24 protein-coding genes and 1 tRNA gene are annotated in these 23,771 nt (G+C 62.2%); 12 read left to right on the forward strand and 13 right to left on the reverse strand.

The annotated features are described in order from the left end of the window. The 6 genes from KLP42_RS16280 to KLP42_RS16305 all read right to left on the reverse strand — a co-directional run bounded on the left by KLP42_RS16280 (position 1) and on the right by KLP42_RS16305 (position 5,934). Positions 1–972, reverse strand: coding sequence for an ABC transporter permease (locus tag KLP42_RS16280; protein ID WP_215567996.1), 972 nt, complete (start codon positions 970–972; stop codon positions 1–3). A 10-nt stretch (positions 973–982) separates the two neighbouring features. Then, positions 983–2,086, reverse strand: a complete 1,104-nt coding sequence (locus tag KLP42_RS16285; RefSeq protein WP_215567998.1) for an ABC transporter permease — start codon at positions 2,084–2,086, stop codon at positions 983–985. A gap of 13 nt (positions 2,087–2,099) precedes the next feature. Then, the gene (locus tag KLP42_RS16290) at positions 2,100–3,611 is read right to left on the reverse strand and encodes an ABC transporter ATP-binding protein (RefSeq protein WP_215568000.1); all 1,512 of its coding nucleotides are present in this window, start codon (positions 3,609–3,611) and stop codon (positions 2,100–2,102) included. A 79-nt stretch (positions 3,612–3,690) separates the two neighbouring features. Next, complete coding sequence (locus KLP42_RS16295) at positions 3,691–4,683, reverse strand: BMP family lipoprotein (RefSeq protein ID WP_215568002.1); 993 nt, start codon at positions 4,681–4,683, stop codon at positions 3,691–3,693. A gap of 241 nt (positions 4,684–4,924) precedes the next feature. Beyond that, complete coding sequence (msrA, locus tag KLP42_RS16300) at positions 4,925–5,578, reverse strand: peptide-methionine (S)-S-oxide reductase MsrA (RefSeq protein ID WP_215568004.1); 654 nt, start codon at positions 5,576–5,578, stop codon at positions 4,925–4,927. Positions 5,579–5,619: 41 nt separating this feature from the next. Continuing rightward, positions 5,620–5,934 (reverse strand): hypothetical protein, encoded by a 315-nt coding sequence (locus tag KLP42_RS16305; protein WP_215568006.1) that lies wholly within the window; start codon positions 5,932–5,934, stop codon positions 5,620–5,622. 224 nt (positions 5,935–6,158) lie between these two features. On the opposite strand from KLP42_RS16305, the gene KLP42_RS16310 reads away from it, so the two are divergent. From KLP42_RS16310 to KLP42_RS16350, 9 genes are all read left to right on the forward strand, one after another. Then, a tRNA-Ser gene (locus KLP42_RS16310) sits at positions 6,159–6,248 on the forward strand. Positions 6,249–6,420: 172 nt separating this feature from the next. After that, the gene (locus KLP42_RS16315) at positions 6,421–7,371 is read left to right on the forward strand and encodes a Rossmann-fold NAD(P)-binding domain-containing protein (RefSeq protein WP_215568008.1); all 951 of its coding nucleotides are present in this window, start codon (positions 6,421–6,423) and stop codon (positions 7,369–7,371) included. Beyond that, positions 7,368–8,219, forward strand: coding sequence for a sugar phosphate isomerase/epimerase family protein (locus KLP42_RS16320; protein ID WP_215568011.1), 852 nt, complete (start codon positions 7,368–7,370; stop codon positions 8,217–8,219). The genes KLP42_RS16315 and KLP42_RS16320 overlap by 4 nt, the downstream gene beginning before the upstream one ends. Beyond that, positions 8,216–9,286: a hypothetical protein gene (locus tag KLP42_RS16325; protein WP_215568013.1), complete on the forward strand. Its 1,071-nt coding sequence runs from the start codon at positions 8,216–8,218 to the stop codon at positions 9,284–9,286. The genes KLP42_RS16320 and KLP42_RS16325 overlap by 4 nt, the downstream gene beginning before the upstream one ends. Continuing rightward, the gene (locus KLP42_RS16330) at positions 9,283–10,446 is read left to right on the forward strand and encodes an FAD-dependent oxidoreductase (protein WP_215568016.1); all 1,164 of its coding nucleotides are present in this window, start codon (positions 9,283–9,285) and stop codon (positions 10,444–10,446) included. Before KLP42_RS16325 ends, KLP42_RS16330 begins: the two co-directional genes overlap by 4 nt. Further along, the gene (locus KLP42_RS16335) at positions 10,443–10,877 is read left to right on the forward strand and encodes a GtrA family protein (protein ID WP_215568017.1); all 435 of its coding nucleotides are present in this window, start codon (positions 10,443–10,445) and stop codon (positions 10,875–10,877) included. The genes KLP42_RS16330 and KLP42_RS16335 overlap by 4 nt, the downstream gene beginning before the upstream one ends. Beyond that, positions 10,870–11,682 carry a glycosyltransferase family 2 protein gene (locus KLP42_RS16340; RefSeq protein ID WP_215568018.1) on the forward strand — a complete coding sequence of 271 codons (813 nt, stop codon included), beginning with the start codon at positions 10,870–10,872 and terminating at the stop codon, positions 11,680–11,682. The genes KLP42_RS16335 and KLP42_RS16340 overlap by 8 nt, the downstream gene beginning before the upstream one ends. 192 nt (positions 11,683–11,874) lie before the next feature. Further along, on the forward strand, positions 11,875–13,389 hold the full coding sequence (locus KLP42_RS16345) for a hypothetical protein (RefSeq protein WP_215568019.1): 1,515 nt from the start codon (positions 11,875–11,877) through the stop codon (positions 13,387–13,389). A 156-nt stretch (positions 13,390–13,545) separates the two neighbouring features. Continuing rightward, positions 13,546–14,889, forward strand: a complete 1,344-nt coding sequence (locus tag KLP42_RS16350) for a hypothetical protein (protein ID WP_215568020.1) — start codon at positions 13,546–13,548, stop codon at positions 14,887–14,889. On the opposite strand, the gene KLP42_RS16355 is transcribed toward KLP42_RS16350, so the two are convergent. From KLP42_RS16355 to KLP42_RS16380, 6 genes are all read right to left on the reverse strand, one after another. After that, the gene (locus KLP42_RS16355) at positions 14,886–15,884 is read right to left on the reverse strand and encodes a DUF3618 domain-containing protein (protein ID WP_215568021.1); all 999 of its coding nucleotides are present in this window, start codon (positions 15,882–15,884) and stop codon (positions 14,886–14,888) included. The two genes, KLP42_RS16350 and KLP42_RS16355, sit on opposite strands and share 4 nt — an antisense overlap. Continuing rightward, entirely contained in the window at positions 15,884–16,300 is a 417-nt protein-coding gene (locus tag KLP42_RS16360) for a phage holin family protein (protein ID WP_215568022.1), read from the reverse strand. Before KLP42_RS16360 ends, KLP42_RS16355 begins: the two co-directional genes overlap by 1 nt. Next, the gene (locus tag KLP42_RS16365; RefSeq protein WP_215568023.1) at positions 16,293–17,177 is read right to left on the reverse strand and encodes a hypothetical protein; all 885 of its coding nucleotides are present in this window, start codon (positions 17,175–17,177) and stop codon (positions 16,293–16,295) included. Before KLP42_RS16365 ends, KLP42_RS16360 begins: the two co-directional genes overlap by 8 nt. A gap of 162 nt (positions 17,178–17,339) precedes the next feature. Beyond that, a complete protein-coding gene (locus KLP42_RS16370; protein ID WP_215568159.1) occupies positions 17,340–17,741 on the reverse strand; it encodes a DUF2177 family protein in 402 nt (133 codons plus the stop codon). Between the two features lie 109 nt (positions 17,742–17,850). Then, positions 17,851–18,540 (reverse strand): ChrR family anti-sigma-E factor, encoded by a 690-nt coding sequence (locus tag KLP42_RS16375; RefSeq protein WP_215568024.1) that lies wholly within the window; start codon positions 18,538–18,540, stop codon positions 17,851–17,853. After that, positions 18,537–19,118: a sigma-70 family RNA polymerase sigma factor gene (locus KLP42_RS16380; RefSeq protein ID WP_215568025.1), complete on the reverse strand. Its 582-nt coding sequence runs from the start codon at positions 19,116–19,118 to the stop codon at positions 18,537–18,539. Before KLP42_RS16380 ends, KLP42_RS16375 begins: the two co-directional genes overlap by 4 nt. Before the next feature lie 212 nt (positions 19,119–19,330). On the opposite strand from KLP42_RS16380, the gene KLP42_RS16385 reads away from it, so the two are divergent. From KLP42_RS16385 to KLP42_RS16395, 3 genes are read left to right on the forward strand one after another with little or no spacing between them, the layout of a single operon-like run. Then, positions 19,331–20,674 carry an NAD(P)/FAD-dependent oxidoreductase gene (locus KLP42_RS16385; protein ID WP_215568026.1) on the forward strand — a complete coding sequence of 448 codons (1,344 nt, stop codon included), beginning with the start codon at positions 19,331–19,333 and terminating at the stop codon, positions 20,672–20,674. Beyond that, complete coding sequence (locus tag KLP42_RS16390) at positions 20,671–21,471, forward strand: DUF1365 domain-containing protein (RefSeq protein WP_215568027.1); 801 nt, start codon at positions 20,671–20,673, stop codon at positions 21,469–21,471. The genes KLP42_RS16385 and KLP42_RS16390 overlap by 4 nt, the downstream gene beginning before the upstream one ends. Continuing rightward, a complete protein-coding gene (locus KLP42_RS16395; protein WP_215568028.1) occupies positions 21,468–22,691 on the forward strand; it encodes an SAM-dependent methyltransferase in 1,224 nt (407 codons plus the stop codon). The genes KLP42_RS16390 and KLP42_RS16395 overlap by 4 nt, the downstream gene beginning before the upstream one ends. A gap of 87 nt (positions 22,692–22,778) precedes the next feature. On the opposite strand, the gene KLP42_RS16400 is transcribed toward KLP42_RS16395, so the two are convergent. Beyond that, entirely contained in the window at positions 22,779–23,555 is a 777-nt protein-coding gene (locus KLP42_RS16400) for an SDR family NAD(P)-dependent oxidoreductase (RefSeq protein ID WP_215568029.1), read from the reverse strand. Between the last annotated feature and the right edge of the window lie 216 nt (positions 23,556–23,771).

Here is a 23,771-nt window from a genome sequence, read left to right on the forward strand (position 1 = left end):
TCAACGCTCCTTGGTATAGGGCACGCCGCCGGCCTTGGGCGGACGGGCCACGCCGATGAAGCCGGCCAGCAAAATGCAGGTGAGGATATAGGGCAGCGCCTGGAAGATCTGCACCGGCACTTCGCCGATGCCCGGCACAGCCTTGCCCTGCATGAAATTGGCAAAGGCATCGAGGAAGCCGAACAGCAGGCAGGCAAACATCACCGGCACCGGCTTCCACTTGGCAAAGATCAGGGCGGCGAGCGCAATATAGCCCTTGCCGGCCGACATGTCCTTGATGAAGGCCGCCGACTGGGCAATCGACAGATAGGCACCGGAGAAGCCGCAGAGGAAGCCCGCCACGATGACGGCGCGATAGCGCAGCCAGGTGACAGAGATGCCCGCAGTATCCACCGCGCCCGGATTTTCACCGACGGCACGCAGGCGAAGGCCGAAGCGGGTGCGAAACAGCACCCACCAGGTGATCGGCACGGCGAGGAAGGCGAGATAGGTGAGGATGTTGTTGCCGGAGATGACATTCGCATAGAGCGGCCCGATGAAGGGCACATCGCGCATGGCATCGGCAAAGGGCAGCGTGATCGGCGAGAAGCGGGCCTCGCCGGAGATCTGCGGCGTGCGTCCCCCCTGCCCGAACCAGGCCTGGCCGAGAACGACGGTGAGGCCGGCCGCCACGAAGTTCAGCGCCACACCGGAGACGATCTGGTTGCCGCGGTTGGTGATCGAGGCAAAACCGTGGATCAGCGAGAACAGGATCGACACCGCGATGCCGCCGAGAAGGCCGAGCCAGGCATTGCCGGTGAGATAGGCAACGCAGGCGGAGGCAAAGGCAGCCGCCAGCATCTTGCCTTCCAGCCCGATGTCAAACACGCCGGCGCGTTCGGTGAAGAGGCCCGCAAGCGCCGTAAACAGCAGCGGGATCGACAGGCGGATCGTCGAGCCGAGGATGCTGATGATGATTTCGTAAAATTCCATCTCTTGCTCCTCAGGCCCGTCTCAGGCGCTGGTACAGGTGAACCATGGCCGGGCGGAACATGTATTCCAGAGCGCCGGCAAACAGGATCACCAGACCCTGGATCACCACGATCATTTCGCGGGTGATGTTGGGCATCTCGAAGGAGAGATCGGCGCCGCCCTGGTACAGGATGCCAAACAGAAGCGCCGCCAAGACGATGCCGAGGGGATGGCTGCGCCCCATCAGCGACACCGCGATGCCGACGAAGCCGGCGCCACCGACGAATTCCACCTGCAGGCGGGCTGACGCCCCCATTACCGGGTTAAGCGCCATCATGCCGGCGAGACCACCGGAAATCAGCATGGCGATGATGACCGTGCGCCCATAGGGAATGCCGGCATAGACGGCGGCAGAGGGGCTGATGCCGAGCGTTCGCATCTCATAGCCGAGCTTGGTGCGCCAGATCAGCACCCAGACGAGAAAGGCCATCACCAGCGCAATCAGGAAGGAGACGTTGAACGGTGCCGGTCCGAGCTTCAGGCCGAACCAGGCCATCAGCCAGTCAAGCTTCGGCAACTGCCCGCCGGGCAGGAAGGTGCGGGTTTCCGGCGCCATCTTGCCCGGCACGATCAGCACGTTCACCAGCAGGTAGACCATGAGGGCCGCGCCGATGAAGTTGAACATGATGGTGGTGATGACGATATGGCTGCCGCGTTTCGCCTGCAGCCAGGCCGGAATGAAGGCCCAGGCCGCTCCGAACAGGGCCGCGCCGATCACCGCAAAGGGCATGGTCACATACCAGGGCACATAGTGATCGAGCGCCAGCGCCACCAGCGCCGCACCGAGGCCGCCGAGATAGGCCTGGCCTTCAGAGCCGATGTTGAACAGGCCGGCATGGAAGGCCACCGCCACCGACAGGCCGGTAAAGATGAAGCTGGTGGCGTAGAACAGCGTAAAGCCGATCGCATCGCCACGCCCGAGCGAACCTTCGATCAGAAGCTTCAGCGCAGCTATGGGATCCTCGCCGATCCACCAGACCACGAGACCCGAGATGAAGAAGGCCACCAGCAGGTTAAGCAGCGGCATCAGCCCGTAGGTGATCCAGTTGGGCAAGGGTACGGAAGCGGTACTCATGAAAGGGTCTTTCTCATGCGGCAATGCCTGCCATCATCAGGCCCAGCGTCTGCTCGCCGGCATCCGCGGTCTTTTCGCCCACCACCTTGCCGGCGAACATCACGAGGATGCGATCCGACAGCGAACGGATCTCGTCCAGTTCGACGGAGACGAGCAGAACGGCCTTGCCGGCGTCGCGCATGTCAACGATGCGGCGGTGAATGAATTCGATGGCGCCGATATCGACGCCGCGGGTCGGCTGACCGATGATCAGCGCCCTGGGATCGCGCTCGATCTCGCGCGCCACCACGATCTTCTGCTGGTTGCCGCCGGAAAAATTGGCGGTCTTCAACAGCGGGTTCGGCGGACGGATGTCGTATTTGGCGATCTTCTCGACGGCCTCGGCCTGCATGGCCTTCAGGTCGAGAAAGCCGGCCTGGCCGTAACGGGAATCCCGATGGTAGCCCAGCACCGCATTCTCATATTCGGAGAACTTCAGCACGAGCCCCATGTGGTGGCGGTCTTCGGGAATATGGGCAAGGCCGAGCGCCCTCAGCCGCGCCGGATCGGCGTTAGCAATCGGCTGGCCATCCAGCAGGATCTCGCCGGCGGCCGGCTTGCGAATGCCGGCAATCGCTTCCAGAAGCTCCGACTGTCCGTTGCCCGCCACGCCGGCAATCCCGACGATTTCGCCTTCGCGCACATCGAAGGAGACGTTGTCGACCATGGTGACGCCGCGGCTGTCCTTGACGGTGAGGTTCTTCACCGACAGCCGCACCTCGCCGGGCTTTGCCTCGCCCTTTTCGACACGCAGCAGCACGCGGCGACCAACCATCAGTTCGGCCAGTTCCTCGACGGTGGTGTCCGCCGTCTTGCGGGTTGCGACCATTTCGCCGCGGCGCATGACGGACACCTCGTCGGTGATCGCCATGATCTCGCGCAGCTTGTGCGTGATGAGGATCACCGTCTTGCCCTGGTCGCGCAGCACCTTCAGCACCTTGAACAGGTGGTCGGCCTCGGCCGGGGTCAGAACGCCCGTCGGCTCGTCGAGGATCAGGATGTCGGCGCTGCGGTAAAGCGCCTTCAGGATTTCCACGCGCTGCTGCTTGCCGACGGGCAGGTCTTCGATCAGCGCATCGGGATCGACGTCAAGACCGTAATCGGTCTCCAGACGCTTCAGTTCCCTGCGCGCGCCGGACGCACCCCTGGCAAGCAGCTGCCCGCCCTCGGCGCCGAGCATGATGTTCTCCAGCACCGTGAAATTCTCCACCAGCATGAAATGCTGGTGCACCATGCCGATGCCGGCGGCAATCGCGGCCTGGCTGTCACGGATGGTCAACGGCTTGCCGTCGATGCGGATCTCGCCGCGATCGGCCTGATAGAAGCCGTAGATGATGGACATGAGCGTCGACTTGCCGGCACCATTCTCCCCGATGATGCCGTGGATCGTTCCCTTTTCCACCTTCAGATTGATGTTCTTGTTGGCATGAACGGCACCGAAGCTCTTGTCGATGCCCACCAGTTCAATAGCGGGATGCTGGCTCACGCTCTGGCCTTTCCTTTCCGGAAGCCGGACATGGTAAGGGCGCATGGCGGAACCCGCGATGCGCCCTTACCGCTATGGATTACATCGGGCAGCTGTTGTCCGACATGTAATCGTGAACCTTGACGGCACCCGAGATGATGTCGGCCTTGGCCTTCTCGACTGCGGCCTTCATGTCCGGCGTGATCAGCTTGGCATTGTTGTCATCGAGCGCGTAGCCCACGCCCTCTTCCTTCACGCCATTGGCCTGGATGCCACCGGTGAACGTGCCGGCTGCGGCGTCCTTGTAGGCATTGTAGACGGCAAGATCGACGCGCTTGACCATGGAGGTCAGAACCGAGCCCGGATGCAGGTGGTTCTGGTTGGAATCGACGCCGATAGACAGCTTCTTGTTGTCGGCAGCGGTTTGCAGCACGCCGAGACCGGTGGCGCCTGCTGCCGCGTAGATGACGTCGGCGCCCTGGTCGATCTGGTTCTTGGTCAGTTCACCGCCGCGCACCGGATCGTTCCAGGCAGCACCGGTCGTGCCGGTCATGTTCTGCAGCACTTCGATCTTCGGGTTGGCGGCCTTGGCGCCCTGGGCGTAACCACAGGCGAACTTGCGGATCAGCGGAATATCCATGCCGCCGATGAAACCGACCTTGCCGGACTTCGATGCCATGCCGGCCAGCACGCCGACGAGGTAGGAGCCCTCTTCTTCCTTGAAGACGACCGAGCGCACGTTCGGCAGCTTGACGACGGAATCAACGATGACGAACTTGGTGTCGGGGAATTCGGCAGCCACCTTTTCCATGGCCGAGGTCCAGGCGAAGGAGACGGCAACGACGGGGTTGTAGCCGCGCGAGGCGAAGTTGCGGATGGCCTGCTCGCCCTGGGTGTCGCTGGTCGGTTCGAAGTCGCGGAAATCGGTGCCGGTTTCCTTCTTGTACTTCTCCGCGCCCTGGAAAGCCGCTTCGTTGAAGGATTTGTCGAACTTGCCGCCGGTGCCATAGACCAGCGCCGGCTTGATGTCAGCCGCCAGCGCCGTGGTCGAAAGCGCTGCCATGGCAATCAGTGTCAAAAGGGTTTTCTTCATCGTGCAGCCCTGTTTTTGCTCGTCATTGTGGGTCCCCCCGCACGCCTGTCTCGCGAAGGCATGTCTGCGGTTGCCGGCCTCTTCATCATTATGCCTGGCAGGCCTCTATCCTTGCATGGGTTTCAGCAAAATTCACCAGAAATTTTTCGTTTGGTCAAAAACGAAAAATCTGCGCAACTCGTCGCCATTTCAGTCGCAGGACTGCACAAGAGGGCGGCTTTTCGCCGCCAAAACAGTCAGATCAGCCGCCGACGGGGCAGCTGACGCCCGTGCCGCGCAGACCGCAATAGCCGGCCGGATTCTTGGCCAGATACTGCTGGTGATAGTCTTCCGCGTAATAGAATTCGGCCGCCGGGGCGATCTCGGTGGTGATGACGGCGGCGCGACCGGCAGCCTTCAGCGCCGCCTGGAAGGCCGCGCGCGCCCGTTCCGCCGCTTCCAGCTGCTCCGGTGTGGTCGTATAGATGGCGGAGCGATAGGTGGTACCGATGTCGTTGCCCTGGCGCATGCCCTGGGTCGGATCATGCTCCTCGAAGAAGGTCTTCAGCAGGGCATCGTAGGAGATGACCGCCGAATCGAACACCACCTTGACGATTTCGGCATGGCCGGTGAGCCCCGTCGTCGTCTCGTGATAGGTCGGATTCGGCGTCAGGCCGCCCTGATAGCCCACGGCGGTAACCCAGACGCCCGGCAGCCGCCAGAATAGGCGCTCCGCGCCCCAGAAGCAGCCCATGCCGAAATAGGCGACATGCAGATGGTCAGGATAGGGGCCTTTCAGCGGACGTCCATTGACGAAGTGATGCTCGGCAGTGGCGAGCGGGTCGACACGACCCGGCAGAGCCGCCTCCGCCGTCGGCATGACGGTCTTCTTGTTGAACATGTCGATCAGGAACATTTCGAACCTCCCTCGTTGCGGTTGCCGCCCGCGCCGCCGCCTCAGACGAACAGGCCGCGGGGCCGCGGACGCCGGTAACCGATCATCCACAGAGCCAAGGACAGACCGAGCCAGACGGCGAATGCCGGCTGGCGGATGATCACGGCAAGCCCGCTCTGCCACGCTTCGGGGTGAATATAGTGCTCGACCCAGGCTTGCACCAGAGGCAGCGTCGCGGGACTGATGGAACGCCACTCCTCCTGCAGGCTGGTCAGCACCACGGAGGAGCCGGCCACCGAGGCAATGGCATCGATCGTGCCTGCGGCAATCGCCGCCACCAGGGCGAGAAAGCTCAGAAACCGGAAGAAAAACGCCATGGCCCGATCCGATCCCTCATGCGTCCGACAGGGATTGAAAGATTAGGCCCGCATGGGCCGCTTGGCAATGCACCAACCGCCACCGGAGTTTTCCGCCAGCAAAACCAGAGACTTGGCCTCGAGGTCACAAAAGTTTCAGATTCCGGTTGATTGCGGGAAATTCATCGGTATATATCCGCCCCGACCGCTGCTTCGCCAAACCGGCCGGGCAGCCCTTGGATCAAGGACAGGTGGCCGAGTGGTTGAAGGCGCACGCCTGGAACGCGTGTATACGTGAAAGCGTATCGAGGGTTCGAATCCCTCTCTGTCCGCCATCGTTTTCCGTAAACTCCCTCAATTTATGAATTTGGTGGCACAAAGTGTGTCCTTATTCCATCAGGCGCGACTGCAACGCGGGCAAGGCCTTGCTAAGAGAAGCAGTAACGGCTTGCACGCCTTCGGCACCATGCTAGACTGCAGTGCACAAAAACTTACTGTAGGTTTATAATGTCTTCTGCACTCATTGGTCACACTGGCTTCGTCGGTGGTGCTATTTCTCGACAGCACGCATTTGACCATCTCTTCAACAGCAAGAATATTGCCTCGGCACGTGAACAGGATTTCAGCCTTGTTGCGTGCGCTGCCGCGCCAGGCTCGATGTTCGAGGCCAACCGGTTCCCGGATCGGGATGCCGCTCGCGTCGATGCCCTGATCGATATCCTCTCGACGATCTCAGCTGATCGGTTCATTCTTCTCTCCAGCATTGCCGTCCTGGCTTCCTTCGACAAGGGACTTGACGAAGAAACGGACGACTATCAGCTGGACCTGGCCTATGGCCGCAACCGGCGCCGCCTCGAGGCTTTTTGTGCAGAGCATTTCAACAACTGCCTGATCGTGCGCCTTCCGGCCCTGTTCGGCGAGGGCCTGAAGAAGAATTTCATATTCGACATCCTGAACCCCATGCCCAGCATGCTGCCGCCGGCGCGCTTTGGCGAGCTTTGTGCAGCATTGCCGGAAACGCTCGCCGTCGCAGTCCGGCGGATCTACAGCGAAGACACCGAACTCGGAATGATGATGGTCGATCGCGCCGGTCTTGATGCTTCGGGACTGCGCTCGGAGCTGGAGGCGGCCGTAACCGAACTGGGCTACTCCGCACTCGCATTCACCAATCCGGACAGCGAGTTTCAGTATTACGACATGTCGCAGATCTGGTCCGATGTTTCCCGCTCGGTCGATGCCGGCCTGCCAACGATTCATCTTGCGCCAGCGCCGCTGAAGGCCAGTGCCGTGTTCGAACTGGCAACGGGCGAAACGATGGCGCCGAACGGAGCGCGACTGCACAGGGAGGACATGCGCACGTGCCATGCCAGCCTGTGGCAGCGAGACGGCGTCTACATGCAATCGCCCGAGGAGGTCGCTGACCGGCTGAAAGCCTATTTCGCACAGGTCACGCCATGACCCGGAAGCTCGCCGTCTCCAACATCGCCTGGGCTCCGAACGATCGGGATGCGGCCTATGGCCTGATGAAGCGTCACGGCATTCGCGGCCTTGAGGTTGCCCCAGGCCTGCTCTTCCATGGCAGCCCGGATCCTCTGGTGCCGTCGGAAGAGCGCGTCGAGACTGAACGTGCCGCCATGCAGGCGCATGATCTTGCCCTGGTGTCGATGCAGTCCCTTCTGTTCGGCGTGGATGGAGCGGCGCTTTTCGAAAACGAAGAAGGCCGGTACAAGCTCAAGAAGGCATTGATCCGGGCGATCGATTTCGCCGGCAGGCTGAAGATTCCAAACCTCGTCTTTGGTTCGCCGCGCCAGCGAATCGTGCCGGCAGACATGACGTCCGACAGGGTTCTGGCCATTGCCGTCGAAACCTTTCGCGAACTGGGCGACGCCGCCCAGACAGCGGGCACGAAGTTCGGCCTGGAGTTCAACCCGGTTGCCTATGGCACGAATTTCCTAAACCGGGCCGACGAGGCGCTGGCCATGGTGGAAGCGGTCGACCATCCGGCCGTGACGCTCATTCTGGATCTGGGCGCGATGCACATGAACGGCGAGTTCTCGAAGGTCGAAGATCTCATCGCGCGCGCCGTTTCGCACATCAGCCACGTGCATGTCAGTGAGCCTCATCTGGCTCCGGCACCTGCCAGCGCCGATCAGACCGCCATCGTATTCAAGGCACTCGATCGGGCAGGCTATACGGGCTGGGCTTCCATCGAGATGAAGCAGACGGCAACACCATTGGATGATTTAGACAGTGTACTCGGCCGTTTCTGTCAAGCGGCAGGACAGGCAAAGGAGAGTGGAGCATGACGCGGCCATTGCGCGAAGACATATTTGTATCGGTTTGCCTGGCCGATGTGGCACTGGGCACCGGCAGCGAAGCCGCGCTCAAGGCTCTGGCTGGCAAACTGGCCACAGCGTTCCGCTATTGGGAGATCCTTATCATCTCCAGAGACGGCGGCGAAGAGTCCGAGCGGAAGCTGGCCGAAGACCGGTTGCTGGCGGTGGTTCCGAACATCCGCCTGCTGAGCACCCGTCACGCAACCCCCTTCTATCGCAAGAGGCTGTTGCTTGCGGCCGAAAGCATCGGCGATGTGGTTCTTATGACGGCCATTGAAGAACAGGGCTGCTTCGAACCGGTGGAAATGATCGAGACGGCCTTGCGGCAGGATTCGATCCTCGTGCTGCGCGGGCGCTCGGGCGCGTTCCGCTATGGTCTCAATCCGCTCCTGAGCAGTCTCGGCAAGACGGCAGGCTTTCATGCCGATGCTCGCGACATGCTGACGATCGCCTTGCCGAAAACCTGGCTGAACCGGGTGATGGCACATTCCGACCGGCAACTGGCCCTGCGTTTTCCGCCGATGGACAGCGGCATCCCCGTCCGCTGGATTCCGGCGCGCGAAAGACAGCCATCCCCCCTTGCGCCGCATGACCTGCGGCGCAGGCTGTCGCTGTTGCAGGACATGCTGATCAGCGCCGCACCGAGGGTCCTCACGCTGATTGCGCTAGGCGCCCTGATGGTGGCCATTGCCTCCGTCCTGTACCTGATCTACGCGATCATCGTGTGGCTGACCTATGCCGAGGTGCAGGAAGGCTGGTTCAGTACGTCGCTGATCCTCGGACTGAGTGCAGCCTTCATGGCCGGCGCCACGTTTGGCCTGTCGATCGGACTCCACAAGGTCCTGCGGATCCTCTCTGTCGATGCAATGAACGATATCAGCGACGAGCGCAGCGCGACGGATCTGTTCAATCGCGTTCTGCACGAGCTGAATGTGGAGGTTGGCATCGAGGACGACGCTGGTCTGCCTGGTGAGGATGCAGCGGGCAGCGCGCCGAGGGAAAACGAGAACCGGATCGCTGCAGGCATGCGCAAATGACCCGGACGGATGTTGATTGCCTGATCATCGGTGGCGGCTTCTACGGCTGCTGCCTTGCCCTGTTCCTCCGCTCGGTCACGGATCGCGTCCTTGTTGTCGAGGCCGAGTCCCAGTTGATGAACCGGGCCTCGCGCGTCAACCAAGCGCGTATCCACACCGGGTTTCATTATCCGAGAAGCGTGCTGACGGCGGTCAAGTCCATGGTACTGCACCGCCGCTTCGCAATGGATTTTCCCGATGCGGTGACGAGCGACTTTCAGATGCTCTACGCGATCGCGCGCAAGCGATCGAAGGTGTCGGCGAAGCGCTTCTTCAAGATGTTCTCCGACATGGGTGCACCGATTACTCCGGCAAACCCCATGCAGGCAGCTCTCTTCGATCCGGAAACGATCGAGGACGTGTTCGCCTGCCAGGAATATGCCTTCGATTTTTCCGTCCTGCGGGACCGAATGGCCGAACGGCTTCCGGCGAGCGGCGTGGAGGTGCGCCTGAAAACGGAAGCACGCGAGATCGAGGAGCGTCCGGACTGCACCATCGTCCGGCTATCGGACGGCAGCGAGATTTCGGCCCGGCATGTTTTCAATGTGACCTATGCCCAGATCAACAGCCTGCTGCGTTCCGCAGCCTTGCCACAGGCCAATCTGAAATATGAAGTCACCGAGATTGCCCTGGTCGAGCCTCCCCGGCAGATGAATGGCTATGGCATCACCATCATGGATGGGCCTTTCCTCTCGGTCATGCCCTATCCCTCGGAAAAGCTCTATTCACTGACCCATGTGCGCTACACACCGCATCACAGCTGGACGGATGCGACAGATCCGCGCAAGCCCTATGACGTGATGGCCGGCTTCAGCGCAGATGATCGCTACCGACACATGATCGTTGACGGGCAGCGTTACGTTCCAAGCCTGGCCGAGGCGCAGTGGGTGAAGTCAATCTATGACGTCAAGACGGTGCTGGTGAAGAGCGAGGCCGACGACGGACGTCCGATCCTCTATCAGCGCCTGCCGCAAACATCGCGCGTCACCTCGATCCTCGGCGGCAAGATCGACAACATCTACGATCTGTTCGACCTCGTGCGCCACATGCATCCCGAATGGCGCGAGGCGCATTCCGGTCTCGTAACCGGCCACGAACGCTCCCTGGCGGCCAGCGCATGATCAGCCGATTGCTCCAATCATCTCTGCTGCGCTTCGGCATGGTCGCCGTCATCGGTCTCGGCGTGGATCTCGGCACGGCATGGACACTGTCTGCGAAGGCCGGCCTGCCGTTGACCCTGTCGGCCTTTGCGGGTTTTGCCTGCGGTGCGGTAATGAATTACCTGATGCATGAGTTCTGGACGTTCCGGGACGCATCCTCTGCCGTTTCGGTTCGCCGCGGCGTTCTCTATCTTGTTGCCGTTGGCGTCACGCTCGTGGCACGACTGGCCGCAGTCATGGCACTGCAGCCGCTTTTCGGCGCCGTGGGTCAGGGCCTCGTCGTTCTCGTCGGCGCCACCGCATTCTCCTTCGTCGTCAACTATATCGTCAGCCGCCACCTCGTCTTCGCGCGCGCCGGCGCGGCACCAGTGAAAGCCCCTCATCATGACTGAACAGGCGCACGTCGCTTCCAGCTCTCGTCAGCTTCCCGCCCACCGTGTTGATGAATATGCGGGCAAGACGCATGACTATGTCCTCGTGATCCCCGTCATCAATGAAGGCAAGCGCATTCAGGAACAGCTCCGTCGCACGGCCGCCGCCCGTCTGCCGGTCGATGTCATCATCGCCGATGGGGGGTCGACCGACGGATCGCTGGAGGCGTCCTTCGTGCAGGAACAGGGCGTCCGTGCGGTTCTCACCAAGACCGGCCCGGGTCGCCTCAGCGCGCAGCTGCGCATGGCCTATGCCTGGTGCCTCGACCAGGGCTACCGCGGCATCATCACCATCGACGGCAACGGCAAGGACAATGTCGAAGCGGTGAAAGACTTCGTCGCCAAGCTGGAAGCGGGCTATGACTACGTGCAGGGTTCGCGGTATCGGGCCGGCGGACGCGCCGAAAACACGCCGTTCGAGCGCACGATCGGCAACCGCTGCATCCACGCCCCTGTCCTCAGCATTGCCGGTCGTCGGTTCTTCACGGATACGACCAACGGCTATCGCGGCTATTCGGCCCGCTATCTGCTGGATCCGCGCGTCGCGCCCTTCCGCGATGTGTTCGTCAACTACGAACTGCTCTTCTATCTGACGGCAAGGGCAGGCCAGCTCGGATATCGCGTCTGCGAAATTCCCGTGGTCCGCTCCTATCCGAAGGGCGAGGCCGTTCCGACCAAGATCAAGGGACATGGCGCCAAGTTCGCGGTGCTCAAGCAATTGTTCAAGGCTGCACTCGGGCACTACGCGCCATCGCGCGGGACGTGACGATCAGAATCTGTCGCATCGGAACTTCGGTGGTCTCACAGGCCAGGCGTGACGGCTTACGCGTTGTGTCTGGCCTTTTTCGTTGCCGTGCGCCGATCGAGAAGGTATTGAAGGGTCGTTGTGAGAATTGACCGTCTAGCACCTCTGGCATTCTGGAGCTCATTCGCGCTTTTCGTGTTCCTGGGCTGCCTCATGACAAGTCGCCCCCTGTGGCAGGACGAATCGTCCCTGCTGGCCAATATGGGGTTGTCCTGGGGTATCTATTTCGGACCGTTGCCGTTCCACGACCAGGCTGCCCCTCCCCTTGCTCTCATCGTGATCAACCTGCTCTGGGCAGCAGGCGGCGGAGACGTCGAAACGACGCGGTTTCTCCTGTTATGCATGACGGCAACCTGCCTTGCGCTTGCCGGCCATCTCTGCCGCATCCGCAGAAAGCATACTCTGCTGTTCGGCATCAGCCTTCTCATGCTTCTGCCGGAAACGGTGATCTATGCGACAGAGATCAAGCACTACATCCTTGAAATGCAGGCCTGTCTGCTGCTGATCGTGTTCTCCGCCTGCCTGGATCTCAAGAACAGGGCTGCGCCCGCTCTGTTTGTCGCGGCGTCGCTTCTCGCCTGCCTGTTCTCCTTTTCATCAATGCTGGTATCGGGCTGCCTTATGGCGGAGATCATCCTGTTCAGATCCTACGGCCGCTTTCGTCTGCGCTGGATTGCCTGGCTGGGTGTCTTCGGCGCCTGCTGGCTTGCCCTTTACGCTCTTCTCTTTCGCGAGACGCTCGTCTACCAGATGAGCAACTATGCGATGGTCTACAAGGAATCCACACTGCTCAGCCTTCTGCAGCAGGCACCATCCGAAGCCGGCAAGAAGATCTTCTTTCTGTTCAAACCGATCAACCTCCCATTGTTCGTGGTTATCATCGCGGTCGCGACGGCAACTTTGCGTTTGCGGAAGGATCAGGGGACGGGGAGACGGCCGGAGGCGCGTTCTCGCCCGCTGTTCGAAAGGGACGAATTCAGCAACAGCAGGATGGCCATGCTGTTACTGTCTGCAATCGTTCTGGCTTCCCTTGCAGGCCAGTATCCGTTGTCCAGTCAGCGGCAAACGCTGTTTATCCTGGTTCCCTTCGTCATGATGTTTATGGAAACCATAATCGCAATTCATGCGACGGCATCGACCCGGAGGATCGCAGCAATCGCCATCATCATCTGCTTTTCATCCGTCATGATTGACAACGCAAGAACGATCATCCGCGGCAAATATATCCAGCAGGACACGCGCTCCCTCTATAAGTTCCTTCTCGCCCACAGGCAAAAGCCGGTTGTTCCCAGCCTTCTCTTCGATCCGACGCTTCACTATTACGAGACACGAAATCCCGGCTCCGGTCTGACGATCCTCGGGTCTCTCTCGCCAGCCTCAGCCTTCATGCCGAGCAATGCCGATGTTGTTACCGGCCTGCAGTCCGGCAACGTGACAGGCCTGGGCGTTCACATCTGGTATCCCCTCGACCTGTACGGCTCGTTCCGCACCTATACAAACTGGGTGTTGGGTATCGCCAGGCAGAAGGGAGAGATTCTGTTTGCCGTGGCGCAGTTCAAGCCCGAACATCAGGAAGATCTGCTTCGTTCAGCAGCCTTGGCCGACTGTTCCGCTACCGTTGCATTCCAGGCACGCGGCGTCGCCGCATACGACCTCAAGTGTCCCTGACACCTGCGGCCGACACCGGTACGGTGCGGAAGGCAAAGGCCGACGGTGACCGCATCATGCCGGCTTACTTCCGGTACAAACGGATAGATCTTAATACGGAAAAGTTCTATGACTGCGATGACACTCAGATGAGTTGTATTACGCGTGAGGCTTCATTTGATCTCGTCATTTTCCTCGCCTAGACTGAAACCGCCGTTATTTCTCGCAGTCTTTACCGCCCTTTTCGTGATCGCTTCAGGCCTGTGGATTGCCTTTAGCAGTTTTATTGCCACGTCTTTCAGCTTCGGCCCGCTGATGAGACGCGCGTTGGCATCTCCCGATGATTTTTCCATCCAGCTCATCCGGGACTCCCTGTTGCGCTATGCGCAAAAGGGCGACGCGGACCTCGGAGGCTTCATGCTCGCCTTCGAGGAAAAGGTTCACATCGCGGCGGTGAAGATTATTGACGGGGGCGATATCGGCAGAACGGTCTACCCCTATATTTCAAACTTCAACGCCCAGTATGATGCAGTAAAGCTGCTGACCTTCGGACAGCCTCAGTGGGGAGCGTTCGCCTATATGGCGGGAAGTTTCGTCTCATGCCTGTGTATGGGGCTTGTCGTGGCGGCAATCGGACTGTGGGCGAGCCGGGAACTATCGCTGCAGGCAGGTCTCGCCTCAATGGCCGTCTTTGCATTTTCCCCCGCCCTGATAGAGCGATCATTATCACCATACTGGATGATATTTCTCGCATTTCTGCCGTTTGTTGCTTGCCTCTATCTGTACCCCACGCACAACAAGGGGAAGCGCTTCCTGCTGCTGAATGTCCTCGTCGGCACTCTGGTCCTTCTAAAATGCCTGACGGGTTACGAGTACATCACGACAACCTCGCTGATGTGCGCCGTGCCAATCATCTACCACGAGTTCAAAAGCACGTCCGGCACCGCGTTCGCGGCCGCCAGGAGAGCGACGCTCCAATCCATGATCGTCGGCGTTTCCTGCGTCGCAGGCTTCGCATGCGCCGCAATCCTTCACATCGCAAAGGCCGCGCTGTTCTTCGGAAGCCTTTCCAAGGGAGTGGACGCGTTCTTGCTGCCTCTTTTGTATTCGACCGCCGGCTCCGAGAGCGGCATACGGGGTGGTATCCAAATAACGGCCTCTTCGGTGGGGTACGCCTATCTCAGCACATTTGTCGTGCGGAACGGCCCGATAAATGCCGCCGTATTGCTTGCCTTGCTTGGCGGTCTTTATCGCTACCGGATGCGCGCACATCTGCTTCCGCTTCCGCAACAACGACACCTGCACGCCTTGTGTGCGGCGACCCTGGCAAGCGTCGCCGCAACGGTTTCCTGGGAAGTCATCGTGCTGAAACACACGATCGTCCACAGCCACCTCAACTGGATCACCATGTATCTCGGTGCCCTGCCATTCGCTGCGATGCTTGCGGCAGAGCTATGGCGGCTTGCGATATCGGACACTCCAGCCGTCAAAGCGGTGGGGGGAACGGAGGCAGCAGGCTAGGCGCCCCGATATTCCCGCGCCTCCTCCGCGATGCGGTCTCTTGCCGTATCATGCAGGTCGGAGGCGATCGTGCCGGCGCGGTGGGAGAGGTCGCTGGCGGTCTGTTCGGCCGTATCCATCGCCTGCGAGGCGCGGCGGGCGGCCATGCCTTTCACGGCATCGGAGGTCTCGCCCAGCATCTCGTCTTCCTGCTCGGTGCGCGGCAGGGCGGCGCCGATGGCGGCACCCAGCGCGAAGGCGAGCGCGCCACCGATCAGCGGCTGATCCTGGAACTGGCGCATCATGGTGTCGCTCATCCGTGCCGTCTGGTCCTTCAGCGAGGCGCCCATCTGCATCGACCCCTGGCCGGCCGAACGGCCGGCTTCGGCCATGTGGCGGCCCATGCGCCCGGCGGAATGGGTGAGACCGCGCCAGGTGCTCGACAGCCAGCCGGAGGCTTCGTCGAACAGCTTGCCCGTCTCGTCGCGGATGTCGTGAATCCGGTTGCCGGCGCTATCGGCAAAACCGCGATAGGTCTTGCCGCTCGCATCGACGAAATGGCCGGCGCGACGGCCGGTGGCATCCGTCATCGCGCGGAAGCGATTGCCGGTCGCGTCCACGAAGTGGCTGTAGCGACCGGAATGGTGGTCCTCCACCGGGCTGGTGCGGCGCACCGGGCCGGTAACCGTCGCCAGCGGGTAATCCGCATCATCCTCGAGCCCCTGCGCTGCGGAACCGGTCGCAGCAGGCGGGGCGGACTTCTGCCCCATCATCAGCCAGGCAAGGCTGACGCCCATCAGCGCCACGGGCATGGGGTTGGTCTTCATCGAGCCGCCGAGATTGGACAGGAATTCTGCGCCGCCGCTGGACTTCGCATAGGCCATCGCCTCGTCGATCAGCTGGCCCGGCGACATGCGGGCCTGGATTTCATCGAGCTTCGCGCCGATACGCTCGCGATCCTGCTCGATCTCGCGCTCGATGTCCTGCGGGCGGGCGGTGTCACTTGCATAAGCCATCACGTTCTCTCCTTGAGGACCTGCGCATCCCGGCGAAGCGAGTTTGCGGTACGGTCGAGATTGAGGGAATTGCCGCGAATGGTCGAAAGCCCCCTGGAGATAAGGCCCCAGGCAACAAAGGTGACGATGACGCCGACGACCACCGCCGAGATGGCATCCGCATTGGGTTCGGCCATGCCGCGGGCAACAAGAAAGGCCGTCAGGCCGTTCACCAGTGCGGCAAGCAGAACGCCCACTGCACCGATGGCGATGATGACACCGGCCACCAGCGTTTCCACCCCGCCCATGGCGCGCGACATCTTTTCCGACGCTTCCGCCTTGGCGAGGTTGATCTCCTTGCGGAACAGGCCGGAAATATCGCCGACCAGCCCGGTCACCAGTTCGGATAGCGGTCGAGTCTCGGTGCTGTTAGCCATGATGTGCTCCCGGTGTTGTGCCCGTGGCGGCCGCCGGACGGGCCGAGGGCTGGGTGGTCGCGGAGGTTGGAACGGTGCCGGACGTCTCCCCCTGCGGCCGGGTGCCGCCGGCCCGCGTCTGGCGCGGCTCCATGGACGGCTGGCGGCTGGCGGAAGCGCCGGCAAAGCGGCTTGCGGCCAGGCCGGCAAAGGCGGCAAGGCCCAGGAAGGCGAGCGGCTGGCGGCGGCCGAAATCCTCGGCCATGGCCGCCATTTCGCTGAGGCTCCGGCCCTTCATCTCGTCGGCCAGACGCTGCACGCTGTCGCCCAGCTGGCGGGTCACACGGCCGAGTTCGCGCTGATCCTCCGATTCCAGTTCGGAGCCGGCCCTGTCGATGGCGCGTGCGACGCTCGAGACTTGGTCGGCGGCGAAACCGCGCTGGCGATCCGCGGTCTGCGCCACCTTGTCCGTCGCCCGGGAAAACTGGCTTCCGGCCGCCTTGCGCATGGCCTCCCAGTCCTCCTCGACCTTGTCACGCAGACCGCCGCTGTCCTCGCCGGAACCGCCCATTGCCCCGTTGGCCGCTTTGCCGCTGGCTGTATTCCCGCCGGGCGTGGTCGAACCGGCAGAGGACTGGCCGGGCTTCGACCGGTCGCTGCCGCGGTCGGGCGCGGGCGAACCGGATAGTGCCGCCGAGCCGTGTGCACCAGGGCCGGAGGGCGCCGTGCCGGCAATGGCCGCGGCGCCGGTTGCGGAAGCCGGACCACCTGCCGCCGGCGGCCGGCCGCTGACGACGGATGCGGGCTGCTGCGGTTGCTCTCGCAACGGAGCCTGCGGCGTTTCTCGAGGCGAGGCGGACGGCTGCCCGTCCCGGCGTTTCTGATCTGTGTCTGCCATGGATCTCTCCCTTGTCTGAGGGCTGATCTGCCGTGCGATGCGTTCGCTGTGATCAGGGAGAGAACCGGGCACGGGACCGAATGTTCCAGCCGGTAACGATAACGGTGCCTGCAGGCAGGCAGCAAGGCGCGGCAAGACCCGCCCTGCGCCGGGAGCCTCCCGTCAGCCGAGGATCTTCTGCGTGAGCCATGCGCCGGCCGTGGCCGCCGTGGCGGTCAGGAGCGTGCCCCAGGCAAGGTCGACGAGGCTCATGGCAAGCGGCCAGTTCCTGAGCGTCGCCAGATTGGTGATGTCATAGGTGCCGTAAGCGATCAGGCCGAGAATGGCGCCCGACAGTGCCGCCTGCCGCAAACCACCACCGGCGAGAGCGGGGGAAACCGCAAAATAGACGATGCCGGCGACATAGACGAGGTAGAACAGGCCGGCGGCGACAAGATCCGGCCGCTCCCGCATCAGATCGCCGAGCTGGCTGCGATAGAAGCCGGTCGCGACGCGGCCGAGCCAGAGGAAATCAAGCCCGAAGAACACGATGGCGGTCGAGAGATAGGCAACGGCGTAAGTCATCATGGCCTTTTCTCCGTGAGACACGTTCTCCGCAAGACACAAAAGGTACCGTCGAACGTGACAGGCACCGTTGCCGCAGCAGGCACACCGTCCAGGAGGGACAAGTGTGCTAGATCTTCAGCACCGGCTGGATGAGCCGCACGATCCAGCTGGAGAACTTCAGCGGCGCCTCGGTCACGGCCAGGCAGATGCAGTCCTCGTCCTCGGTCGCGGTTGGCGTGTGCAGGAGGTCGCCATCGGCTTCTTCCAGATCGCCACGTGCAAACAGATCGTTGCCGTCGCGGAAACTGCCGCTCAACACCAGAGTCAGCTCCCGACCCTCATGGGTGTGCTCCGGCACCGGCCGGCCGGCCGGAATCTTCAGGAGGCGCACCTGGGTGGCCGGATCGCCGGTATCAATGCGGATCTGATAGGCGCCACGCCCGAGCGCACGCCACTTCAGCGTATCCACATCGCCGCCGAGATAGGAGCGCAGCGGTTCCGGAATGACGCCGGTCGCGGCCGGACGCGCAGAGTATCCGGCAATCGGCGGCCGTTCGGCGACCGCGATGTCGCCCTGCCCCCCGGGCGCGGCAGCAATGCGCGCCTTCATCTTTTCCCAGTCACTGGTGGTGACCGGCTCCTGTGCGGTGATCTTGTCGAACAGGGCACCCGCCGCCCCTTCCATGGCCGCAAGGCGCCGGCGACAGGCCGGGCACAGCGCAAGATGGGTGGCAACGGCAAGGCTCCAGCCTTCCGACAGGTTGCCTGACGCATAATCCATCAGAAGCGCGTCGCTGATATGGTGCTTGATCGTCATCGGCGGCCCTCCAGCGCGGTCCGCAATTTGTCGAAAGCGAGCCGGATGCGCGATTTCACTGTACCCAGAGGAATGCCCATGTCTTCTGCTATCGTTGAATGCGAGGCTTCATCGAAGAAGGCGCGCCTCAGCACATCGAGCTGTTCCGCGGGCAGCGATTCCATCGCCTCGCGCAAGAGTTCGGCATCCTGCCGGCCTTCCAGTTCCACATCCGCCGCCGGCGCGTTGTCCGCAACGAAAACCGGATCGTTCTCGTCGAACACCGGCCGCTTGCGGCGGAAGGCATCGATGCGCAGATTGCGCGCAATGGTGAAGATCCAGGCCGAGACATTGCCGCGGGCCGGATCGAACTGCACGGCCTTGTTCCATACGGCCGTCATGGTTTCCTGCATCAGTTCTTCCGCAAGCTGCGCGTCCCGCGTCTTCATGGCCATGAAGGAGCGCACGCGCGGCCCGTAATAGCGAAAGATCGTCTCGAACGCCTCGACGCTGCGTTCCTGCCCCACTGCCGTCAGAAGCCGCGAAAGCTCTGCCGGGGAGAGATCCTGGTCTGCGAGATATCTGTCAGTCCGCTTCATCTTCAGGCCATGCTTCACACGCGACACCGGACGACAAGCCGGTTTGTCATTGTTGTGGCACGTCCCTGCCGAGATGGAAACAGTTGCGTTCATGCGGGCCTTTACGCCCCCAATCTAAAGCCGGATCACAGCGGAAAAGAAAAATAGGCGCAAATCCGTTTGCCGGCCTGCGGCGTAGAGGCCAAACATAGGCAAACAACGGACAAGGGCTCATGGTTGCATCTGGGGGAAATAATCGTCGCTTCGCCGTCATCGGCTCCGGCATCAGCGGCTTGTCCGCCGCCTGGCTTGCCGCCCGCGGCCACGAGGTGGTGCTCTATGAGGCGGCCGACCGGCTGGGTGGCCATTCCAACACGGCCCTGGTGGCGACAGAACATGGCGACATCCCTGTCGATACCGGCTTCATCGTGTTCAACGACCGCAACTATCCGAATCTCGTTGCCCTGTTCGATCATCTGGGCGTCGAAACCCAGGCCTCCGACATGTCGTTTGCCGCTTCCATCGATGATGGCGCCTTCGAATATTCCGGCACGGGACTGAAGGGCCTGCTCGGCCAGCGGCGCAATGCGGCCCGCCCGCGCTTCTGGCGCATGCTGTCCGACGTGCTGCGCTTCTATCGGGAAGCGGAGCGACTGGTGGATCGGCCCGATCTGGAGCACCTGACACTTGGCGACTATCTGGAACAGGAGCGCTATTCGAAGGCCTTCATCGAGGATCACCTGCTGCCGATGGGCGCGGCGATCTGGTCGATGACCACCACCGACATGCGCGCCTATCCGCTCGCAAGCTTCGTCCGCTTCTTCGTGCATCACGGTCTGATCCTCCTGTCCGGGCGACCGCGCTGGCGCACCGTGACCGGCGGCAGCCGCCAGTACGTACAGAAGATCGCCGCGGATTTTGCCGGCGAGATCCGGCTCGACAGCAGGGTGACCTCGATCATCCGCACCCAGGCCGGTGTGCTGGTGACCGACCGCCACGGGCATCAGGACCGGTTCGATGACGTGATCATCGCGGCGCATGCGGACGAAGCTCTCTCGATGCTTGCCGATGCAGACCCGACGGAGCGCGCGGTGCTGGGCTCCTTCCGCTACACGGAAAACGTCGCCGTGCTGCATTCCGACGAGCGCCTGATGCCGAAGCGGAAAAGTATCTGGTCGAGCTGGAACTATATCGGCGGCAAGCGGGTGGACAATGAGGCGCCGCTCTGCGTCACCTACTGGATGAACCGGCTGCAGGACCTCGATCCTCGCCATCCGCTGTTCGTCACGCTGAACGCCTGCCGCGAGATCCGCCCGGACAAGATCATCGCCACCTATCGCTACACGCATCCGCTGTTCGACCAGCAGGCTGCCTCCGCCCAGCGGCGGCTCTGGCAGCTGCAGGGCCGGCGCGGAACCTGGTTCTGCGGCGCGCATTTCGGCAGCGGCTTTCATGAGGACGGGCTGCAGGCGGGACTTGCCGCAGCCGAAGCCGCCACGGGCCTGCGCCGGCCCTGGCAGGTGGAGGACGAATCCGGTCGCATCTTTACCGCTCCCCAGCTGGCGGCGGCCGAATGAGCACGGCCTCCGCCCTCTATGTCGGCACGGTGGTGCACCAGCGCCAGCGACCGAAGATGCACCGGCTGCGCTACAGCGTGTTTTCACTGCTGCTGGATCTCGATGAACTGGATGGCCTCGACCGTGGATTGAGGCTGTTCGGCCACAACCGCACCGCCGTCTACAGTTTCTGGGACAAGGACCACGGCACCGGCGAGGAAGGCGGGCTGCGCACCTGGGTGGAAAACCATCTTGCCGCGGCAGGTCTGCCGCATCGGGGCGTGCGCATCCGCATGCTCTGCTATCCGCGCATTTTCGGCTATGTCTTCAATCCCTTGACCGTCTATTTCTGCGAGGATCGCGACGGAAATCTGCTGGCCTTGCTCTATGAGGTCTGCAATACATTCATGGAACGTCATACCTATGTCATTCCCGCCGGCGGACGATCCGGGTCGGTTGTGAGGCATTCCTGCGCCAAGGCAATGTATGTGTCGCCCTTCGTGCCGATGGATTGCACCTACGACTTCGATATCCTGCCGCCGGGCGAGCATGTGAAAATCGCGATCAACGAACGGGACGGGCAGGGGAACCTGTTGTTCGCGAGTTTTACGGGGCACCGCCGGCCGCTCACCGATGCCAGCCTGGCGCGCGCGCTGTTCACCTTTCCGCTGATGACCATGAAGGTCATGGCGGGCATCCACTGGGAGGCCATGCGCCTCTGGCTGAAGGGCGTGCCGGTCCATCGGCACCAGCCCTCCGCCAGCCGCATTGCCAGCTCGGTGGAACATCCAGTCGTGAGGGGAGGAACGCAGACATGACGCATGCCGGACATGGAGATCCCATTCTCGTTGCAGACCGCGCACCGCTTTGGGAACGCATGCTGTGCCGCATGCTGGCCCGCACGCGCCATGGCCGCCTGACGGTGGTCTTTCCAAGCGGCCGCGAACACCATTTCGGCGAAGGCCGGCAAGGGCCGAATGCCACGATCCGCTTCAACCGCTCGCGCGTGCTGCGCCGTATCGTGACCCGCGGCAGCCTGGGTTTTGCCCGCTCCTATATGGATGGCGACTGGTCGACGCCCGATCTCGGTCAGGTTCTCGATCTCGCCATTGCCAATGAGAAGGACTGGGCAAGGCTTGCCCGACCGATGGCGCTGATGGCGCGCCTGGCCCACTGGCGCCACCGCCTGCGCAACAATTCGAAATCCGGCAGTCGCCGCAATATCGCCTTCCATTATGACCTCGGCAATGCCTTCTATCGCCATTGGCTCGACCGGACGATGACCTATTCCTCGGCGATCTACAGCCATCCCGACGCAAGTCTGGAGGAGGCGCAGCGGGAAAAATACGGCCGCATCATCCGCGAGCTCAACATTGGCCCGGACGATCATGTGCTGGAAATCGGCTGCGGCTGGGGCGGCTTCATGGAACAGGCGATCCGCAAGACCGGCTGCCGTGTTACCGGCCTGACGCTCTCGAAGGAACAGGCCGCCTTCGCCCGCCACCGGCTTTCCGAGGCCGGACTTGCGGAGAAGGGCGAGATCCGGCTGCAGGATTACCGCGATTGCCGCGGCCAGTTCACGAAGATCGTCTCGATAGAGATGTTCGAGGCGGTCGGTGAGGAACACTGGCCGATCTATTTCGAGCAGGTGCGCGAGCTTCTGGTGCCCGGCGGACAGGCGATGATCCAGGTCATTACGATTGATGAGAGCCGCTTCGAGCATTATCGGCGCCATGCGGACTTCATTCAGACCTATATCTTTCCGGGCGGCATGCTGCCGACACTCACGGGCTTTGCCGAGATTGCCCGCTCAGCTCGGCTGAAGGTTGAGGACTGTTTCCGTTTTGGCCGCGATTACGAGCGCACGCTTCTTGTCTGGGACAAGGCCTTCCGCGCCACCTGGCCAAAGATTGCGCCGCTCGGTTTCGACGAGCGATTCTTCCGCACCTGGCACTATTACCTGCATTATTGCGCCGCAGGTTTTCGAACCGGCCGCATCGATGTTGCCCAGTTCCGGCTGGAGAAGCCGGCTGTCTAAGCCTTCTCATCCCTACCCGTCATAACAAAAGGCCTCGGCGATCTGCTCGAGGCCTTTTGCAATGCATCACGCTCTTGATGAAGACCGTCATCCCGGCTTGCGCAGCATCCGCCGCGTGATGCGGAAAAGGAGGCTCTTCGGCAGGCTCGCAAGCAGCTTGATGGCGACGGCCATCTTCCAGGGAAAGATGATCTCGTAGCGGTTCGTCCTCAGGCCGGAGACAATCGCATCGGCGGCTTCGTCCGACGAGATGAGGAAGGGCATGGGAAAATCGTTCTTCTTTGTGAGTGGCGTGTCGACAAAACCCGGATTGATGATGCGAAGGCGCACCCCTTCGCGCTCCAGTTCCGGGTAAAGCGCCTGGCAGAGATTGTTGAGCGCGGCCTTGCTCGCTCCGTAAAACCCACCACCAGGCAAGCCGACGAGACCGGCTACCGAGGCGATCACGGCAATCTCGCCCTGCTTTCTGGCGATCATATCCGGAATGACGGCCTCCATGGTATTCGCCGTGCCGACCACGTTGAGGTTTATCGTGGTGGCGAGATCGCGGGCGTCGAAGCGGCGCACGCTGTCGCGCTTGTAGGTTCCGGCGGAGAAGATGGCGAGTTCGATCGGACCGTGGGTGACGCGGATGGCGTCTGCCGTCGCGAGTGCCGCGTCGCGATCCGTGATGTCCAGCGGGAAGGCAAAGACGCGGCCGGCATGCTGTTCGGCCAGCGCCTGCAGTTTTTCCGCGCTGCGGGCGCTGACGGCGACCCGCCACCCTTCCCGCGCAAGCCGTTCGGCGACCGCCTTGCCGATGCCGGAACTGGCGCCGGTGATCCAGGCGAGCCTGCCGGTCTGTGATGGGCTGGTGTCGTTCATGAAAGCCTCCGTGTCTGCTCAGTACTACGTGGCGGAGGCTGTTTGGTTCTTTCTGGATGAATGCGCGGTTCGGCAGCTGCCCGTCAGAAGGAAACGTCTAGCCGGGACGATACGCCCCCTCTGGCTGCCGCCATCTCCCCCACACTGGCGAGGGGCTATAGCAGTCGAAAAATGCCCCTCCCAACCCTCCCCACAAGGGGGAGGGCTTTAATCCAG

Source organism: Rhizobium sp. CSW-27, from assembly GCF_018760785.1.
In the GTDB taxonomy this organism is placed as follows: domain Bacteria; phylum Pseudomonadota; class Alphaproteobacteria; order Rhizobiales; family Rhizobiaceae; genus Neorhizobium.

Coding starts and splice junctions, on each gene's coding strand:
- KLP42_RS16280 (WP_215567996.1), bottom strand. CDS start 972: ATGGAATTTTACGAAATCATCATCAGCATCCTCGGCTCGACGATCCGC.
- KLP42_RS16285 (WP_215567998.1), bottom strand. CDS start 2,086: ATGAGTACCGCTTCCGTACCCTTGCCCAACTGGATCACCTACGGGCTG.
- KLP42_RS16295 (WP_215568002.1), bottom strand. CDS start 4,683: ATGAAGAAAACCCTTTTGACACTGATTGCCATGGCAGCGCTTTCGACC.
- msrA (WP_215568004.1), bottom strand. CDS start 5,578: ATGTTCCTGATCGACATGTTCAACAAGAAGACCGTCATGCCGACGGCG.
- KLP42_RS16305 (WP_215568006.1), bottom strand. CDS start 5,934: ATGGCGTTTTTCTTCCGGTTTCTGAGCTTTCTCGCCCTGGTGGCGGCG.
- KLP42_RS16315 (WP_215568008.1), top strand. CDS start 6,421: ATGTCTTCTGCACTCATTGGTCACACTGGCTTCGTCGGTGGTGCTATT.
- KLP42_RS16320 (WP_215568011.1), top strand. CDS start 7,368: ATGACCCGGAAGCTCGCCGTCTCCAACATCGCCTGGGCTCCGAACGAT.
- KLP42_RS16325 (WP_215568013.1), top strand. CDS start 8,216: ATGACGCGGCCATTGCGCGAAGACATATTTGTATCGGTTTGCCTGGCC.
- KLP42_RS16330 (WP_215568016.1), top strand. CDS start 9,283: ATGACCCGGACGGATGTTGATTGCCTGATCATCGGTGGCGGCTTCTAC.
- KLP42_RS16335 (WP_215568017.1), top strand. CDS start 10,443: ATGATCAGCCGATTGCTCCAATCATCTCTGCTGCGCTTCGGCATGGTC.
- KLP42_RS16340 (WP_215568018.1), top strand. CDS start 10,870: ATGACTGAACAGGCGCACGTCGCTTCCAGCTCTCGTCAGCTTCCCGCC.
- KLP42_RS16345 (WP_215568019.1), top strand. CDS start 11,875: ATGACAAGTCGCCCCCTGTGGCAGGACGAATCGTCCCTGCTGGCCAAT.
- KLP42_RS16355 (WP_215568021.1), bottom strand. CDS start 15,884: ATGGCTTATGCAAGTGACACCGCCCGCCCGCAGGACATCGAGCGCGAG.
- KLP42_RS16360 (WP_215568022.1), bottom strand. CDS start 16,300: ATGGCTAACAGCACCGAGACTCGACCGCTATCCGAACTGGTGACCGGG.
- KLP42_RS16365 (WP_215568023.1), bottom strand. CDS start 17,177: ATGGCAGACACAGATCAGAAACGCCGGGACGGGCAGCCGTCCGCCTCG.
- KLP42_RS16370 (WP_215568159.1), bottom strand. CDS start 17,741: ATGACTTACGCCGTTGCCTATCTCTCGACCGCCATCGTGTTCTTCGGG.
- KLP42_RS16375 (WP_215568024.1), bottom strand. CDS start 18,540: ATGACGATCAAGCACCATATCAGCGACGCGCTTCTGATGGATTATGCG.
- KLP42_RS16380 (WP_215568025.1), bottom strand. CDS start 19,118: ATGAAGCGGACTGACAGATATCTCGCAGACCAGGATCTCTCCCCGGCA.
- KLP42_RS16385 (WP_215568026.1), top strand. CDS start 19,331: ATGGTTGCATCTGGGGGAAATAATCGTCGCTTCGCCGTCATCGGCTCC.
- KLP42_RS16390 (WP_215568027.1), top strand. CDS start 20,671: ATGAGCACGGCCTCCGCCCTCTATGTCGGCACGGTGGTGCACCAGCGC.
- KLP42_RS16395 (WP_215568028.1), top strand. CDS start 21,468: ATGACGCATGCCGGACATGGAGATCCCATTCTCGTTGCAGACCGCGCA.
- KLP42_RS16400 (WP_215568029.1), bottom strand. CDS start 23,555: ATGAACGACACCAGCCCATCACAGACCGGCAGGCTCGCCTGGATCACC.